This is a genomic window from Limnohabitans planktonicus II-D5 (assembly GCF_001270065.2).
Lineage (GTDB): Bacteria > Pseudomonadota > Gammaproteobacteria > Burkholderiales > Burkholderiaceae_C > Limnohabitans_A > Limnohabitans_A planktonicus.
Genome location: NZ_LFYT02000004.1, coordinates 78,527 through 91,861 on the forward strand (window position 1 = coordinate 78,527; position 13,335 = coordinate 91,861).

Here is a 13,335-nt window from a genome sequence, read left to right on the forward strand (position 1 = left end):
ACGGAAACGGTGAGTCAAATGGCAAAAGAGTACAAAGACCTGGTCATCGGCTTGGATATTGGTACCTCCAAGGTCATGGCCGTGGTGGCCGAGGTGATGCCGGACGGTGAGCTCAAGATCGCCGGGCTGGGCATCGCGCCGGGCAATGGCCTCAAGCGGGGTGTGGTGGTCAATATTGATGCCACCGTACAAAGCATTCAGCAGGCCCTCAAAGAGGCCGAACTGATGGCCGACTGCAAGATCACCCGTGTGAATTGCGGCATCACAGGCAGCCACATCCGGGGCATCAATTCCAGTGGCATGGTGGCCATCAAGGACAAGGAAGTCACGCCCGCCGATGTGGCCCGCGTGATGGAAACAGCGCGTGCCATCAACATCTCGACCGACCAGCGTTTGCTGTTGGTGGCACCACAGGAATTCGTCATCGACAGCCAGGAAGTCAAAGAGCCCATTGGCATGAGTGGCATGCGGCTTGAAGCCAAGGTGCACATCGTGACGGGTGCCCAAAGCGCGGCAGAAAACATCATCAAATGTGTGCGCCGCTGTGGCCTGGAGGTCGAGCAGTTCCTGCTCAACCCCCAGTCATCGAGCCTGGCCGTGTTGTCCGAAGACGAGCGCGAATTGGGCGTGGTCTGTGTGGACATCGGCGCAGGCACCACGGATGTGGCCATTTTTGCCAACGGCTCGATCCGCCACACAGCTGTCATTCCGATTGCGGGCGACCTGATCACCAGCGACATCGCCATGGCGTTGCGCACGCCCACCAAGGACGCTGAAGACATCAAGGTCGAAAGCGGTTATGCCAAGCAACTGCTGGCCGACCCGGATGCGCAGGTTGAAGTGCCGGGCCTGGGCGACCGTGGCCCCCGCATGTTGAGCAAGCAGGCGCTGGCCGGTGTGATCGAACCGCGCATCGAAGAAATTTTCTCGCTGGTGCACCAGGTCATCCGCGAGTCGGGCTACGAAGAAGTGTTGTCCTCGGGCATCGTGCTCACGGGGGGGAGCGCCGTCATGCCGGGGATGGTCGAGTTGGGCGAAGACATCTTCCTCAAGCCAGTACGTCGGGGGCTGCCCAAATACAGGGGCAGCCTGGCCGATATGGTCAGTCAGCCACGCGCGGCCACCGTCATGGGCCTGCTGGAAGAAGCGCGCATGGCGCGTCTGCGCGGCTACAAAGTCACCCAAAAGCAAAGTTCAGTGAACAACGCCTTTGGCCGTCTGCGTGATTTTTTTGTGGGGAACTTCTGATGAATCCCAAAAAACACTTTCTGATCAGAGGCAGCCCACCCGCATTCAGGCCCAGGCGATGTTGAAACGCCCGCAAGCTGCGCACACACCCCACATTCAGGCAAAACCCATTTTCAGATTTAGGAGAGCACCATGAGCATCGAAATGATTCAAAGCGAAGAATTCAACCAAGGCACACAGATCAAAGTGATCGGCGTCGGTGGCGGCGGCGGCAACGCCGTCGAACACATGATCGAGCGTCAGGTTCAAGGCGTGGAGTTCATCTGCGCCAACACCGATGCACAAGCGCTGGCGCGCAGTGCGGCGCACCGTTTCATTCAGTTGGGTCAAACCGGTCTGGGTGCCGGCAGCAAGCCAGACAAAGGCCGCGAAGCCGCTGAAAGCGCGGAAGCCGATATCCGTGCAGCCATTGAAGGCGCGCACATGTTGTTCATCACCGCGGGCATGGGTGGCGGCACGGGCACGGGTGCTGCGCCCGTGATTGCGCGCATCGCCAAATCCATGGGCATCCTGACGGTGGGCGTGGTGACCAAGCCTTTCGACTTTGAAGGCAAGCGCCGCATGAGCAATGCCGATGAGGGCATGGTGGAGCTCGAAGCCAACGTGGACTCACTGATCGTGGTGCTCAATGAAAAATTGATGGAGTTGCCCGGTGGTGAAGACATGACGCAAGATGTGGCGTTTGCGCATGCCAACGATGTGCTCAAAAACGCCGTGGGTGGCATTGCCGAAATCATCAATGTGCCTGGCCATGTGAACGTCGACTTTGAAGACGTGCGCACGGTCATGGGCGAGCCAGGCAAGGCGATGATGGGCACGGCAGTGGCCAGCGGTCCGGACCGCGCCCGCATTGCGGCAGAGCAAGCCGTGGCTTGCCCGCTGCTCGAAGGCGTCGATCTCAAAGGCGCTCGCGGCGTGCTGGTTCTGATCAGCGCTGCCAAAGGCTCCTTGAAGCTCTCGGAATCCAAGCGCGCCATGGACACCATCCGATCCTGTGCATCCGAAGACGCCCATGTGATCTATGGCACAGCGCACGATGAGAACTTGGGTGAAGAAATCCGAGTCACCGTGGTGGCCACCGGCTTGTCCAAGCAAGGCGCACGACGTTCAAACCCCATGCAAGTGATCCGCACCGGCACCGACAATGTGCCTTTCATGATGGGCGGCCAAGATGCTGTGGCGTCTAGCGCGAACACTGCAACTTCGTTGCCCAACAGCATGAGCACACCTGCCATCTGGCGCAACAACCGCACCCACGCGGCCACCCGTGTGGACGGCATGTCGGCCGCCGGCATGGATGACATCGAAATCCCGGCCTTCTTGCGCAAGCAAGCTGACTGATCGACTCAATCAGACCCAGGTGCTTTTGGGGCCAGAGGGGCTTTGCCCGTCTGGCCCCATTTTCATGGGCCGTCATGTGCAGTGCATGCTCGTCCTGCAAGCCCTTGTCATGACAGCGCCAGGCCTTGCCAACTAAAATTCAGCCATGCTTGCTCAACGCACCCTCAAAACCTTGACCCATGCCGTCGGCGTGGGTTTGCACAGTGGCCAGCGGGTCGAATTGACGCTGCGTCCTGCGCCACCGGACACGGGCATTGTGTTTCGCCGCATCGATTTACCCGAGCCCGTGGACATCCCTGTGAAAGCCGAGTCGGTGACCGACACCCGATTGGCGTCCACCATTTCTGTGGGGCAAGCCAAGGTCTACACAGTGGAGCATCTGATGTCTGCTTGCGCAGGCTTGGGCATCGATAACCTGTATGTGGACATCACCGCTGAAGAGGTACCCATCCTGGACGGCTCGGCCTCTTCGTTTGTGTTTTTGCTGCAAAGCGCAGGCATTGCCGAGCAAGCCGCCCCCAAGCGTTTCATCCGCTTGCTCAAGACCGTGCAGGTCAGCGAAGGCGAGGGACAGAACATCAAGTGGGCACGCCTTGAGCCCTATCACGGCTACAAATTGAGCTTTGAAATCGACTTTCACCACCCCGCCGTGGATTCCACGGGGCAGCAGGTGGTGTTTGACATGTCCGAAGGGGTGTATGCCCGCGACATCGCCCGCGCCCGCACTTTTGGCTTCACCAAAGATGTGGAAATGCTGCGCGCCAATGGCCTGGCCTTGGGGGGCGGCTTGGACAACGCCATCGTCATGGACGACTACAAAGTGCTCAACTCCGACGGGCTGCGGTATGACGATGAATTCGTCAAACACAAAATCCTCGACGCCATGGGCGATCTGTACATCGTGGGCAAACCCTTGCTGGCCGCCTACAGCGCTTTCCGCTCGGGCCACGCCATGAACAACTTGCTGCTGCGCGAGCTGCTGTCCCAGCCCGATGCCTACGAAGTGGTGAGCTTTGACAAAGCCAGCTTGGCGCCCAAAGGATTTGCGGCTTTGCAGCCTGCTTGGTAAGCGCTTGGGGGCTTGCCCCCCAGTGTGGGCAAAGGCATCAGGCCACGGCCTTTTGGGCTGGCCACAGCACAAAAGCAATCGAGGCCGTCATCAATCCAACGGCTGCCCAGTCTTGCCAGTGCAACACCTCACCCAGCCACACCGCGCCGCTGAACACCCCCAGCACCGGGATCAGCATCACGCTCAGGGTGGAAGCCACAGGCGGCAAACTGCGCGCCAGAAAAAACCAGGCAGCGTGTGCAAAGCCAAACACCAGCACCGCGTTGTAGCCAATCGCAAACCAGTTGGAAGGCGTGGGGGCCACCCAGCGATCACTCTCCAGTAGCACGGCCAGCACGCTCATGACCCCGGTGGTCAGCAAGGTCATCCAAAACGAAATCGTCAATGTGGAAATCGGCATCTGCGAGCGGCGCAACATTTGCGTGCCCAGCGCCCAAGTGCTGGCCGCCACCAAGGCCAGCAAGACCCCTGTGGGCCGACCGCTCAGGTTGGACAACTCGTGCCACAGCAAGAGCACCACCCCCAGACTGGCCGCAGCCACACCGGCCCAAGCGCGTTTGGCCAACTGGTCGCCAAACACCCACGCCCCCAGCAAGGCCGAAAACATGGGCATGGTGTAGCCCAAAATCGCCGCGCGTCCGCTGGACAGCGATTGCACCGCGATGATGATCAGCGCGTGCCAAATGAACATGTTGAACACCGCCAACACCAGCAACTCGCGCCAATGCGCACGGGGAATGCGAAACGGCACCTTCATGGCCAGCAAAGCCAGCCCCAATACCGGCGTGCCCAGACACAGGCACATGGCCCGAAAGGTCAAAGGCGGAAAGCCCGTGACGCCCATTTTCATGACCGGCCAGTTGATGCCCCAGACCAGGGTGAGCAAAACCAGCAGGGTCCATTGGCGGGGAGAAAGTTTGTGCATGGGGTGTGTGGTTCAAAGGTGTCGAAGGTGATGGCTGGACCGTGATTTGGAGCTGGCCTCCATTTGCCCCATGGCCGCTTGCGTTGGGCATTCGGCATCGACGGGGTGTTGGCAAAGTCCCTGCAAGGCTTCAAGCCTGCTCTTGAGTTCTTGCAGTTCCTCGATCCTGTGTGCCACATGCTCCAGGTGCTCCAGCAACACCTGTGACGTGACTTCGCAAACGGTGGGTGAATCACCGGGCACCTGCAGCAGGGCTTGAATTTCCTGGATCGACATGTCCAGACTCCGGCAAGTGCGTATGCGCCGCAAGCGTTCAACGTCTTGTGCACTGTAAGCGCGGTAGCCATTGCTGGAGCGTGTTGCCGGACTCAACAGGCCTTGTTGTTCGTAAAAACGGATGCTGGCCGTGCTCATGCCGCTGGCCAGAGCCACTTGGCCAATGCGAAGAGTAGGTGTCGAGAGCTTGTTCATGCAGGGTGTTGACATTGCAGCAGCTTGAAGGTTTCCAATCATCTCATCTTCAATCAAATGACTTCTGGAGTTGTATATGAACCATTTCGCGGGATATTTATGGGTTTACTTTGTCGTTTATGCCGGGGCTGTCATCGTGTGGCGATCGCTGAGTATTTACCGTGCCACCGGGCTGAACCCCATGCGACTGCCCGCCACGGACGATGCGCAGGGGTATGTCGGGCGCATGTTCAAAGGGGTGTTGGCCTTGTGCTTTGTCTATTTGACGGCACTGACCCTGGGGTGGCCTTCCGACGAGATCGCACCGCCCGTGGCTTGGCTGGACAAGGCTTATGTGCGCGCATTCGGGTGGTGCATCTTGGTGGTGAGCGGCTTGGGGGTGGTCTGGGCGCAGCGCCAAATGGGCATGTCCTGGCGCATTGGCTTGGATGCAGACACCCCCGGACCTTTGGTGACGCACGGCCTGTTTGCCCGTTCGCGCAATCCGATATTCCTGTCGATGCGCCTGAACTTGTGGGCGCTCTTGTGCTTGCTGCCCAATGCCTTGACTTTGTTGTTGCTGGTGTGCGGTGAGTTGTTGATCCAGATCCAGGTGCGACTGGAGGAGGCGCATTTACCACTTGTTTACGGCCAGGCGTACGAAAGCTACCGTGTGAAAGTGCCGCGCTGGTGGTGAGGCGGCGTTAAAAAGGGAGGAAAAGGGTGGAAAAGTACAATCCACCCCCATGACCTTCCTCGACATGCTGCGCGCCGCTGAGCGCCAAAACGGCTCCATGCTTTGCGTGGGCCTGGACCCCGAACCCACCAAGTTCCCCGCCGCCTACAAGGGCGACGCGAACAAAATTTACGACTTTTGCGCCCGCATCGTCGACGCCACGGCCGACCTGGTCAGCAGCTTCAAACCCCAAATTGCCTACTTTGCCGCGCACCGCGCCGAAGGCCAGCTCGAACGCCTGATGGAACACATGCGCCGCGTGGCCCCGCATGTGCCCATCATTTTGGACGCCAAGCGCGGCGACATCGGCTCCACCGCCGAGCAATACGCCAAAGAAGCCTTTGAGCGCTATGGCGCCGACGCCGTGACCCTCTCGCCCTTCATGGGCTGGGACTCGGTGGCCCCCTACCTCAAGTACGAAGGCAAAGGCGCATTCTTGCTCTGCCGCACCTCCAACCCCGGCGGTGACGACCTGCAAAACCAGCGCTTGGCCACGGTGGAGGGCCAACCCCGTTTGTACGAACACATTGCCCAACTGGCCCAAGGCCCCTGGAACCTGAACGGCCAACTCGGTTTGGTGGTGGGTGCCACCTACCCAGCCGAGATCGAGCGCGTGCGTGAATTGGCCCCTACGCTCCCCTTGCTCATACCCGGCGTGGGCGCACAAGGCGGCGACGCCGTGGCCACCGTCAAGGCCGGCTGGCGCGGCCATGCCGACGGCTCCAGCGTAGGGGCCATCATCGTCAACTCATCGCGTGCGGTGCTGTATGCATCGAGCGGTGACGACTTCGAGCAAGCTGCGCGCCAAGTGGCGATGCAGACGCGGGACACGCTGGAGGCGGCCAAAGGCATAAAGGCTTGAAAAGACGGTGATCGTCTCAAGCAGCGAAGACATACAAGGAGCGAACATGACTTTGAATGTGACGCATCTGGAGCGCACCGCTGCCACCTTGGAGCAAGCCTTGCTGGCCATTGATCGGCATCCTGAATCGTCAGACAGCGTGCTGTTTGACTTGTACCGCAATGCCGCGATCAAGAGTTTTGAGTTGTCGCTTGAAACAGCGGGCAAGTTGTTGCGCAAAGCACTCAAGGCGTTCGAAGCTTCGCCTCGCAGTGTGGACGCGCTGGTGTTCAACGATGTCTTGCGCCATGCAGGCAAGCACGGCGTTTTGAGCAGCGCCGAGGTGGAGCGCTGGCTGGCCTACCGGGCCAACCGCAACAGCACCGCGCACGACTATGGCGCAGGATTTGCCAACGACACCCTTCAACTTTTGCCTGCTTATCTGCAAGACGTGCGCAATTTGGCGGCCGTACTGCAAAAAGTTTTTGATGCCAGCGCTTGATCTGCCCGAGCGCCACCTGCACACGCTGCTGGCGCTGCTGAAAACTCACACCCCGCAAGCGCAAGTGTGGGCCTATGGCAGCCGCGTCAACGGCAAATCCCACGAAGGCAGTGACCTGGATCTGGTGCTGCGCAACCCCTCCAATTTGAGCCAAGACGTTCCCGGTTGGATCGAGTTGAAACAAGCGCTGCAAGACAGCAACTTGCCCATGATGGTGGACGTTCATCAGTGGTCCCGCTTGCCACAGGCGTTTCACGCCAACATTGAAGCGGGGTACGTGTGTTTGCAGGTTTGAGCAACAAGTCTTTGCGCATGGATCGAGTGGGCATGATTGATCCGGCCCCAAGCTGTTTACATTGCCACCCCTTTGTAGAGGCGGGTAGTGTCAGAATTTCAGTGTGTGAGGCCACACCAAAGAAAAAGGGCCCGAAGGCCCTTTTCTTGATTCTTGTTGCAAGAGTCTTGCGAGTTTCCTTTGCCTCTGCTGGTGTGCAGACCTGTATTGCTACAGGCGGCTGGTTCGTTTGCTCACTCGCTCTCGAACTGTCTTCGTTCAATAACAGCAAATTGTTGCTGGGCCATGGGAAGCGGTTCACCCCCATCCGAACCTTTGCCCACCCCCTTCTTCGGGCAAGCCCTGACAAGTGCCGTCATCAACCTGTGATACATTGAAGCCCATGTCTTCGCGCATCGCTTTTTACTTTTTTTACTTTTGGTTCTCAGTCCCCGGCGGACGAGAGGCGAGCGCATAAGCACCCGAATATCTCGATACATACCGCCGGAGCCCCAAAGCCCGGCGGTTTTTTTTCACCTGTTTTTTCCAATCTGAGGAGTCCAAGATGAATGCCAAAACCACCGCACCAGAGAGCTGGTATCCCCATGCAGCAGACCGCACCGGCCAGACCGACGACGAACGCATCAAGGACATCACTGTGCTCCCACCTCCAGAACATTTGATCCGGTTTTTCCCGATTGCAGGCACTGCTACGGAAACCCTGATTTCCCAAACCCGCAAATCCATTCAGAACATCGTGCACGGCAAGGACGACCGCCTCTTGGTCATCATCGGCCCTTGCTCGATCCATGACCCGGCCGCTGCCCTGGACTACGCCCGCCGCTTGAAGCCTCTGCGCGAAAAATACGCCGACACACTCGAAATCGTGATGCGCGTGTACTTCGAAAAGCCCCGCACCACCGTGGGCTGGAAGGGGCTGATCAACGACCCCTACCTGGACGAGAGCTACCGCATCGACGAAGGCCTGCGCATCGCACGCCAGCTGCTGATCGAAATCAACCGCCAGGGCTTGCCCGCAGGCAGCGAGTTCCTGGATGTGATTTCCCCCCAGTACATTGGCGATCTGATCAGCTGGGGTGCCATTGGCGCCCGCACCACCGAAAGCCAAGTGCACCGCGAGCTGGCTTCGGGCCTGTCGGCGCCCATCGGCTTCAAGAACGGCACGGATGGCAACATCAAGATCGCGACCGATGCCATTCAGGCGGCAGCCCGTGGCCACCACTTTTTGTCGGTGCACAAAAACGGCCAGGTCGCCATCGTGCAGACCCAGGGCAACAAGGATTGCCATGTGATCTTGCGCGGCGGCAAAGCGCCCAATTACGACGCCGAAAGCGTTGCAGCCGCTTGCAAGGAGCTTGAGGCCGCCAAGCTGCCTGCCACCTTGATGGTGGATTGCAGCCACGCCAACAGCAGCAAAAAGCATGAGCGCCAGATCGACGTGGCCAAGGACATCGCCGCGCAGATCAGCGGCGGTTCACGCCAGGTGTTCGGCGTCATGGTCGAAAGCCACCTGGTGGACGGTGCCCAGAAGTTCACGCCCGGTCAGCATGATGTGGCGAAACTGACCTACGGTCAGAGCATCACCGACGCCTGCATTGGCTGGGACGACAGCGAAGGCGTCTTGCAGGTGTTGTCCGATGCGGTGAAGGCACGCCGCGCTGGGTGAATGAGAAACGTCGGACTCTGCGAGTGCCGACCTACGGGGAGAGGCTTGTTGTAGGTCGGTGGTCGAAGACCCCGACAATTCCCCGCAGTTGTAGGTCGGTGGTCGAAGACCCCGACAATTCCACGCAGTTGTAGGTCGGTGGTCGAAGACTCCGACAAATGCCCGCAGACTGATATGGCTCGCTCAGGCCGCGTGGGTGAATGAGAAACGTCGGACTCTGCGAGTGCCGACCTACGGGGAGAGGCTTGTTGTAGGTCGGTGGTCGAAGACCCCGACAATTTCTCGCAGTTGTAGGTCGGTGGTCGAAGACCCCGACAATCGCCTGCAAATCGACAAAGCCAGCGCTGGAGATCAGGTCGCGCCAGCGGCCAAAAAGCAGCTGAGCGACGCCACGATGGTCAGCTGCAAGCGCATGGGCAGCCAGGGGGCCAGGCCTGCTGCGGGCCAGGTGCGGCGGTCCATCACGTAGCAGCCGATCAATATAAAGCCCAGCAAGGGCAGGCCAGCAAAGGCGGGCATCATCACACCCACCCAGGCCAGCAGGGTGGGGACCACACCCCAGGTGAAATGGATGCTCGGTGCTTGAGGCGTGATCAGCGCATTGCGAAAGCCCACGCCCCAGTGAATGCCACCCAAAAACGACACGATGACCGCGCCATAGCCTTGCATGGACAGCGCCACATAGGGGTGCAGCTCAGGCCCGACCAGCCACAGGCACAGGGCCAGAAAAACAAAGGGAATCAGTCCGGCATAGCCCAAACGGCGGATCAGGCGCCAGGTGCTGTCTTCAGGGTGCTTGGTGGGGATCATTTGATGTCGTTCAGCAGTTTTTCGACTTGGGCCATGGGCACGGCGCCGGGCACACGGGTGCCGTCGGCAAACAACAAAGTGGGCGTGCCGGTGATGCGTTGTTTTTTGCCAAATTCGACGATGGCGTCGATGGCAGCGGTGTCGCAGTTGGCCGCAGCGGGGGCTGTGCCGTTGATCATCCAGTCGTTCCAGACCTTGGCTTTGTCTTTGGCGCACCAGATGTTTTTGGACTTGGTTTTGGAGTCTTCACCCAGGATGGGGTAGAGCAGGTGGTAGATCGTCACGTTTTCCAGCTTTTGCAGGTCTTTTTCAAAGCGCTTGCAGTAGCCGCAGTTGGGGTCGGCAAACACCACCAGTTTGCGTTTGCCGTTGCCACGCACCTGGGTGAAAGCGTTTTTCAGGGGCAGTTGGTCAAAGGGGATGGCCGAGAGTTTTTCCATTCGCTCTTCGGTCAGGTTGCGTTTTTGCTTGACGTCGATCAGCGCGCCCTGGATCAGGAAGTTGCCTTCGGCGTCGCTGTACATCACATCGTTGCCCATGCGCAGTTCATACAGCCCGTTCATCGGCGTTTTGCTGATTTCGTCGATCTTGGGCAGGTTGCTCAGGCGCTCGGACAGGTTTTTGCGGATGGTGGCTTCCTGGGCAAAAACCGGGCTGATGGCCAATGCCAACAGCGAAACCAACAGCGGACGTACAAATTTCATGGGATCTCTTTTCTGAGTGTTGCAGGGCCAGGGCTCAGGCCGCAGGAGGGGTGTTGGTGGCGCCCATGGCTTGGCGCGTCATCCAGTGTTTGAGTGGGCCGCTGCGGTCAAAGCCGCGCATGCCCCAATTGCGCAAGTTTTGCCAGACCGGGCCGGGCTGGGCAAACAGGCGCTGCAGATTGTCGGTGACCCAGCCCATGGCCTGCACGTCGGCTTGGCGTGCGCGCTCGTAGCGGCGCAGCAGTTTCAGGTCGTGCAGGGGACGCCAAAATTCCTTGGCTTGGATCACGCGCACCAACTCGGCCACATCGGCCAGGCCGACGTTCAGCCCTTGGCCAGCCAGGGGGTGCATGGCGTGGGCGGCATCGCCTGCCAGGGCAAAAGCCTGCTTGGGCTGACCCGGCATTTGGCCAATCCAGCGTTCGGCTCGGGCCAGTTGCAAGGGCCAGACGGCCCGCTCGGCTGTCAGGGTCATGTGCCCCAGGGTGAGGTGGCAGGCCTGTTCCAGGGTTTGCGCAAATGCCTCAGCCGACAGGGCTTGCAGCTGCAATGCCCGAGCCGGATGCACCGACCAGACCAGCGCCACGTCGCGGCCACCTTCGCCACCCATGGGCAGCAAGGCCAGAATGTCGGCTTGGGGCTCGGACAAACCGGGCACATGGCCCCAGCCAAACCACTGGCGGGCCACGCCGCCATGGGGCAGTTCGCAGTGCAGGCGAGTGGCCAAGGCGTGCTGCGGGTAAGCGGCAATGTCAAAGGCCACGCCCAGCTCGGCGCGGGTTTGGCTGGTGCGGCCTTCACAGACCACCGTGAGGGGCGCGGCCACCGGGGCGTCGATCACCTCGATCAGCGGCTGAAATTGCACCGCAGCCGCCAGACGTGCTTCGAGCACGGGCACATCCACCATCCAGTTGAGTTCGCCTGCGCCCAGGTCTTGCGCGCCAAAAGTCAATGCGCCCCCATGGTCACCAAACACCTGCATCTGGTGTACGGGGGTCACGGCCGTGCCCTCGGGCCAGCAGCGCAGCTCTTGCAGCAAGCGCTGTGCGGCGATGTTGAGTGAGTAGGCGCGAACATCTGGCGCAGTTGCCTTGGGCGGCTGGTCGACCAGCGCCACGCGCAGCCGCTCTCGCGCCAGCAGCAAGGCCAAAGTGCGGCCCACAATGCCTGCGCCACGGATGCAAATATCGGGTTGAGATGCCATGGCTGCATTGTAAGGAGGCCGCCCATCGCAGCCGCTCACCGGGGACATTGGGGCGTGCTCACTTCAGGACAGGGTACCCGCTAAAATCGCCCGCTGTCCTCCGAATCACCGAAAGCCCTCCATGAGCCTCAAATGCGGCATCGTGGGTTTGCCCAACGTTGGCAAATCCACCCTTTTCAACGCCCTGACCAAAGCTGGCATCGCCGCTGAGAACTACCCTTTTTGCACCATCGAGCCCAATACCGGCGTGGTCGAGGTGCCCGACCCGCGCTTGCAGCAGTTGTCCGAGATCGTCGAGCCCGAGCGCATCGTGCCGGCCATTGTGGAGTTTGTGGACATCGCCGGCCTGGTGGCCGGAGCCAGCACGGGCGAAGGCCTGGGCAACAAGTTTTTGGCACACATCCGCGAAACCGACGCCATCGTCAACGTGGTGCGCTGCTTTGAAGACGACAACGTGATCCATGTGGCCAACAAGGTCGATCCGATTGCCGACATCGAGGTCATTCAAACCGAGTTGTGCCTGGCCGATCTGGCCGCTGTGGAAAAAGCCATCCACCGCGTGAGCAAAATCGCCCGCTCTGGCGATAAGGACGCGGTCAAGCAAATGGCGATCCTGGAAAAGTGCCAAGCAGCGCTGAACGACACCCAGCCGGTACGCACCATCGACTTCAGCAAGGAAGAACGCGCCGAACTCAAGCAGTTCTTCTTCATCACGGCCAAACCCGCCATGTTTGTGGCCAACGTGTCGGAAGACGGCTTTGAGAACAACCCCTTCCTCGACCGCCTCAAGGCCTTTGCCGCCAAGCAAAACGCGCCCGTGGTGGCCATTTGCGCCAAGATCGAAGCCGAGTTGTCCGAGATGGATGACGCAGACCGCCTCGAATTCTTGAAGGAACTGGGCCAGGACGAGCCCGGCCTGAACCGCCTGATCCGCTCGGCTTACACCTTGCTGGGCCTGCAAACCTACTTCACTGCGGGCGTGAAGGAAGTGCGTGCCTGGACCATCCATGTGGGCGACACCGGTCCGCAGGCGGCTGGCGTGATCCACACCGACTTTGAAAAAGGCTACATCCGCGCCCAGACCATCGCGTTTGACGACTTCATCACTTACAAGGGCGAGCAAGGTGCCAAAGATGCGGGCAAGATGCGCGCCGAAGGCAAGGACTACGTCGTGAAAGATGGCGATGTGATGAACTTCCTGTTCAGCTCCTAAGGGCTGAACAGCAACTTCTGTGGCAACGGCCCCACCGGGGCTGGCCAAAGTGATGAGCCCTGTTTCGACAGGGCTTTTTTACATCTGTTGCCGCTGCGAGGGCGGCACGGCTTGAGCGGGTTTGAGCAAAGCCCAGGCTGACCAAAGGCCTGCGCCGGCCATGATGGCGCCTTTGGCCCAGGCGTGCATCGCGTCTGAATTGGCCGATTCGGCCGGATCGGCCAAAAGGCCCAGCACCGCACCTGCCAGCAGCAAGGCCCAGCTTGCTGAGCGCAGGGCGTCCAAAGCGGCGTCCCAATGGATGATGAATGGCTGTTTCATGCTGTCTTCC

At 60.0% G+C, this 13,335-nt stretch carries 15 protein-coding genes; 9 read left to right on the forward strand and 6 right to left on the reverse strand.

Features of this window, described 5'->3' with window-relative positions; genetic code table 11:
* Window positions 1-18: 18 nt before the first annotated feature.
* The 3 genes from ftsA (at window position 19) to lpxC (ending at window position 3,658) form a co-directional block, all read left to right on the forward strand.
* Window positions 19-1,248 carry a cell division protein FtsA gene (gene ftsA, locus H663_RS24830; RefSeq protein ID WP_053171130.1) on the forward strand — a complete coding sequence of 410 codons (1,230 nt, stop codon included), beginning with the start codon at window positions 19-21 and terminating at the stop codon, window positions 1,246-1,248.
* Window positions 1,249-1,380: 132 nt separating this feature from the next.
* Complete coding sequence (gene ftsZ / locus H663_RS24835) at window positions 1,381-2,589, forward strand: cell division protein FtsZ (protein ID WP_053171128.1); 1,209 nt, start codon at window positions 1,381-1,383, stop codon at window positions 2,587-2,589.
* A gap of 145 nt (window positions 2,590-2,734) precedes the next feature.
* Window positions 2,735-3,658 (forward strand): UDP-3-O-acyl-N-acetylglucosamine deacetylase, encoded by a 924-nt coding sequence (gene lpxC / locus H663_RS24840; protein WP_053171125.1) that lies wholly within the window; start codon window positions 2,735-2,737, stop codon window positions 3,656-3,658.
* Window positions 3,659-3,695: 37 nt separating this feature from the next.
* Here lpxC and H663_RS24845 read toward each other — a convergent pair whose 3' ends face one another.
* Together H663_RS24845 and H663_RS24850 are read right to left on the reverse strand one after the other, a co-directional pair.
* Window positions 3,696-4,583, reverse strand: coding sequence for a DMT family transporter (locus H663_RS24845; RefSeq protein WP_053171122.1), 888 nt, complete (start codon window positions 4,581-4,583; stop codon window positions 3,696-3,698).
* A gap of 12 nt (window positions 4,584-4,595) precedes the next feature.
* A complete protein-coding gene (locus H663_RS24850) occupies window positions 4,596-5,069 on the reverse strand; it encodes a MerR family transcriptional regulator (RefSeq protein ID WP_165803856.1) in 474 nt (157 codons plus the stop codon).
* 61 nt (window positions 5,070-5,130) lie between these two features.
* Between H663_RS24850 and H663_RS24855 the strand changes: the two genes are divergently transcribed.
* The 5 genes from H663_RS24855 to H663_RS24875 all read left to right on the forward strand — a co-directional run bounded on the left by H663_RS24855 (window position 5,131) and on the right by H663_RS24875 (window position 9,073).
* Window positions 5,131-5,730 (forward strand): methyltransferase family protein, encoded by a 600-nt coding sequence (locus H663_RS24855; RefSeq protein WP_053171115.1) that lies wholly within the window; start codon window positions 5,131-5,133, stop codon window positions 5,728-5,730.
* Between the two features lie 49 nt (window positions 5,731-5,779).
* On the forward strand, window positions 5,780-6,631 hold the full coding sequence (gene pyrF / locus H663_RS24860) for an orotidine-5'-phosphate decarboxylase (RefSeq protein ID WP_205872678.1): 852 nt from the start codon (window positions 5,780-5,782) through the stop codon (window positions 6,629-6,631).
* Between the two features lie 46 nt (window positions 6,632-6,677).
* On the forward strand, window positions 6,678-7,112 hold the full coding sequence (locus H663_RS24865) for a nucleotidyltransferase substrate binding protein (RefSeq protein WP_053171112.1): 435 nt from the start codon (window positions 6,678-6,680) through the stop codon (window positions 7,110-7,112).
* Window positions 7,099-7,407 carry a nucleotidyltransferase family protein gene (locus tag H663_RS24870; RefSeq protein ID WP_053171109.1) on the forward strand — a complete coding sequence of 103 codons (309 nt, stop codon included), beginning with the start codon at window positions 7,099-7,101 and terminating at the stop codon, window positions 7,405-7,407. The genes H663_RS24865 and H663_RS24870 overlap by 14 nt, the downstream gene beginning before the upstream one ends.
* Before the next feature lie 544 nt (window positions 7,408-7,951).
* Window positions 7,952-9,073 (forward strand): 3-deoxy-7-phosphoheptulonate synthase, encoded by a 1,122-nt coding sequence (locus H663_RS24875; protein ID WP_053171106.1) that lies wholly within the window; start codon window positions 7,952-7,954, stop codon window positions 9,071-9,073.
* A 351-nt stretch (window positions 9,074-9,424) separates the two neighbouring features.
* On the opposite strand, the gene H663_RS24880 is transcribed toward H663_RS24875, so the two are convergent.
* From H663_RS24880 to H663_RS24890, 3 genes are read right to left on the reverse strand one after another with little or no spacing between them, the layout of a single operon-like run.
* Window positions 9,425-9,883, reverse strand: coding sequence for a DUF3429 domain-containing protein (locus H663_RS24880; protein WP_053171102.1), 459 nt, complete (start codon window positions 9,881-9,883; stop codon window positions 9,425-9,427).
* Complete coding sequence (locus tag H663_RS24885) at window positions 9,880-10,587, reverse strand: DsbC family protein (protein WP_053171100.1); 708 nt, start codon at window positions 10,585-10,587, stop codon at window positions 9,880-9,882. The genes H663_RS24880 and H663_RS24885 overlap by 4 nt, the downstream gene beginning before the upstream one ends.
* 34 nt (window positions 10,588-10,621) lie before the next feature.
* Window positions 10,622-11,791, reverse strand: a complete 1,170-nt coding sequence (locus H663_RS24890) for an FAD-dependent monooxygenase (protein ID WP_053171661.1) — start codon at window positions 11,789-11,791, stop codon at window positions 10,622-10,624.
* A gap of 121 nt (window positions 11,792-11,912) precedes the next feature.
* On the opposite strand from H663_RS24890, the gene ychF reads away from it, so the two are divergent.
* Window positions 11,913-13,004 carry a redox-regulated ATPase YchF gene (gene ychF, locus H663_RS24895; RefSeq protein WP_053171097.1) on the forward strand — a complete coding sequence of 364 codons (1,092 nt, stop codon included), beginning with the start codon at window positions 11,913-11,915 and terminating at the stop codon, window positions 13,002-13,004.
* A 78-nt stretch (window positions 13,005-13,082) separates the two neighbouring features.
* On the opposite strand, the gene H663_RS24900 is transcribed toward ychF, so the two are convergent.
* Window positions 13,083-13,325, reverse strand: coding sequence for a hypothetical protein (locus H663_RS24900; protein ID WP_053171094.1), 243 nt, complete (start codon window positions 13,323-13,325; stop codon window positions 13,083-13,085).
* Window positions 13,326-13,335 lie beyond the last annotated feature (10 nt).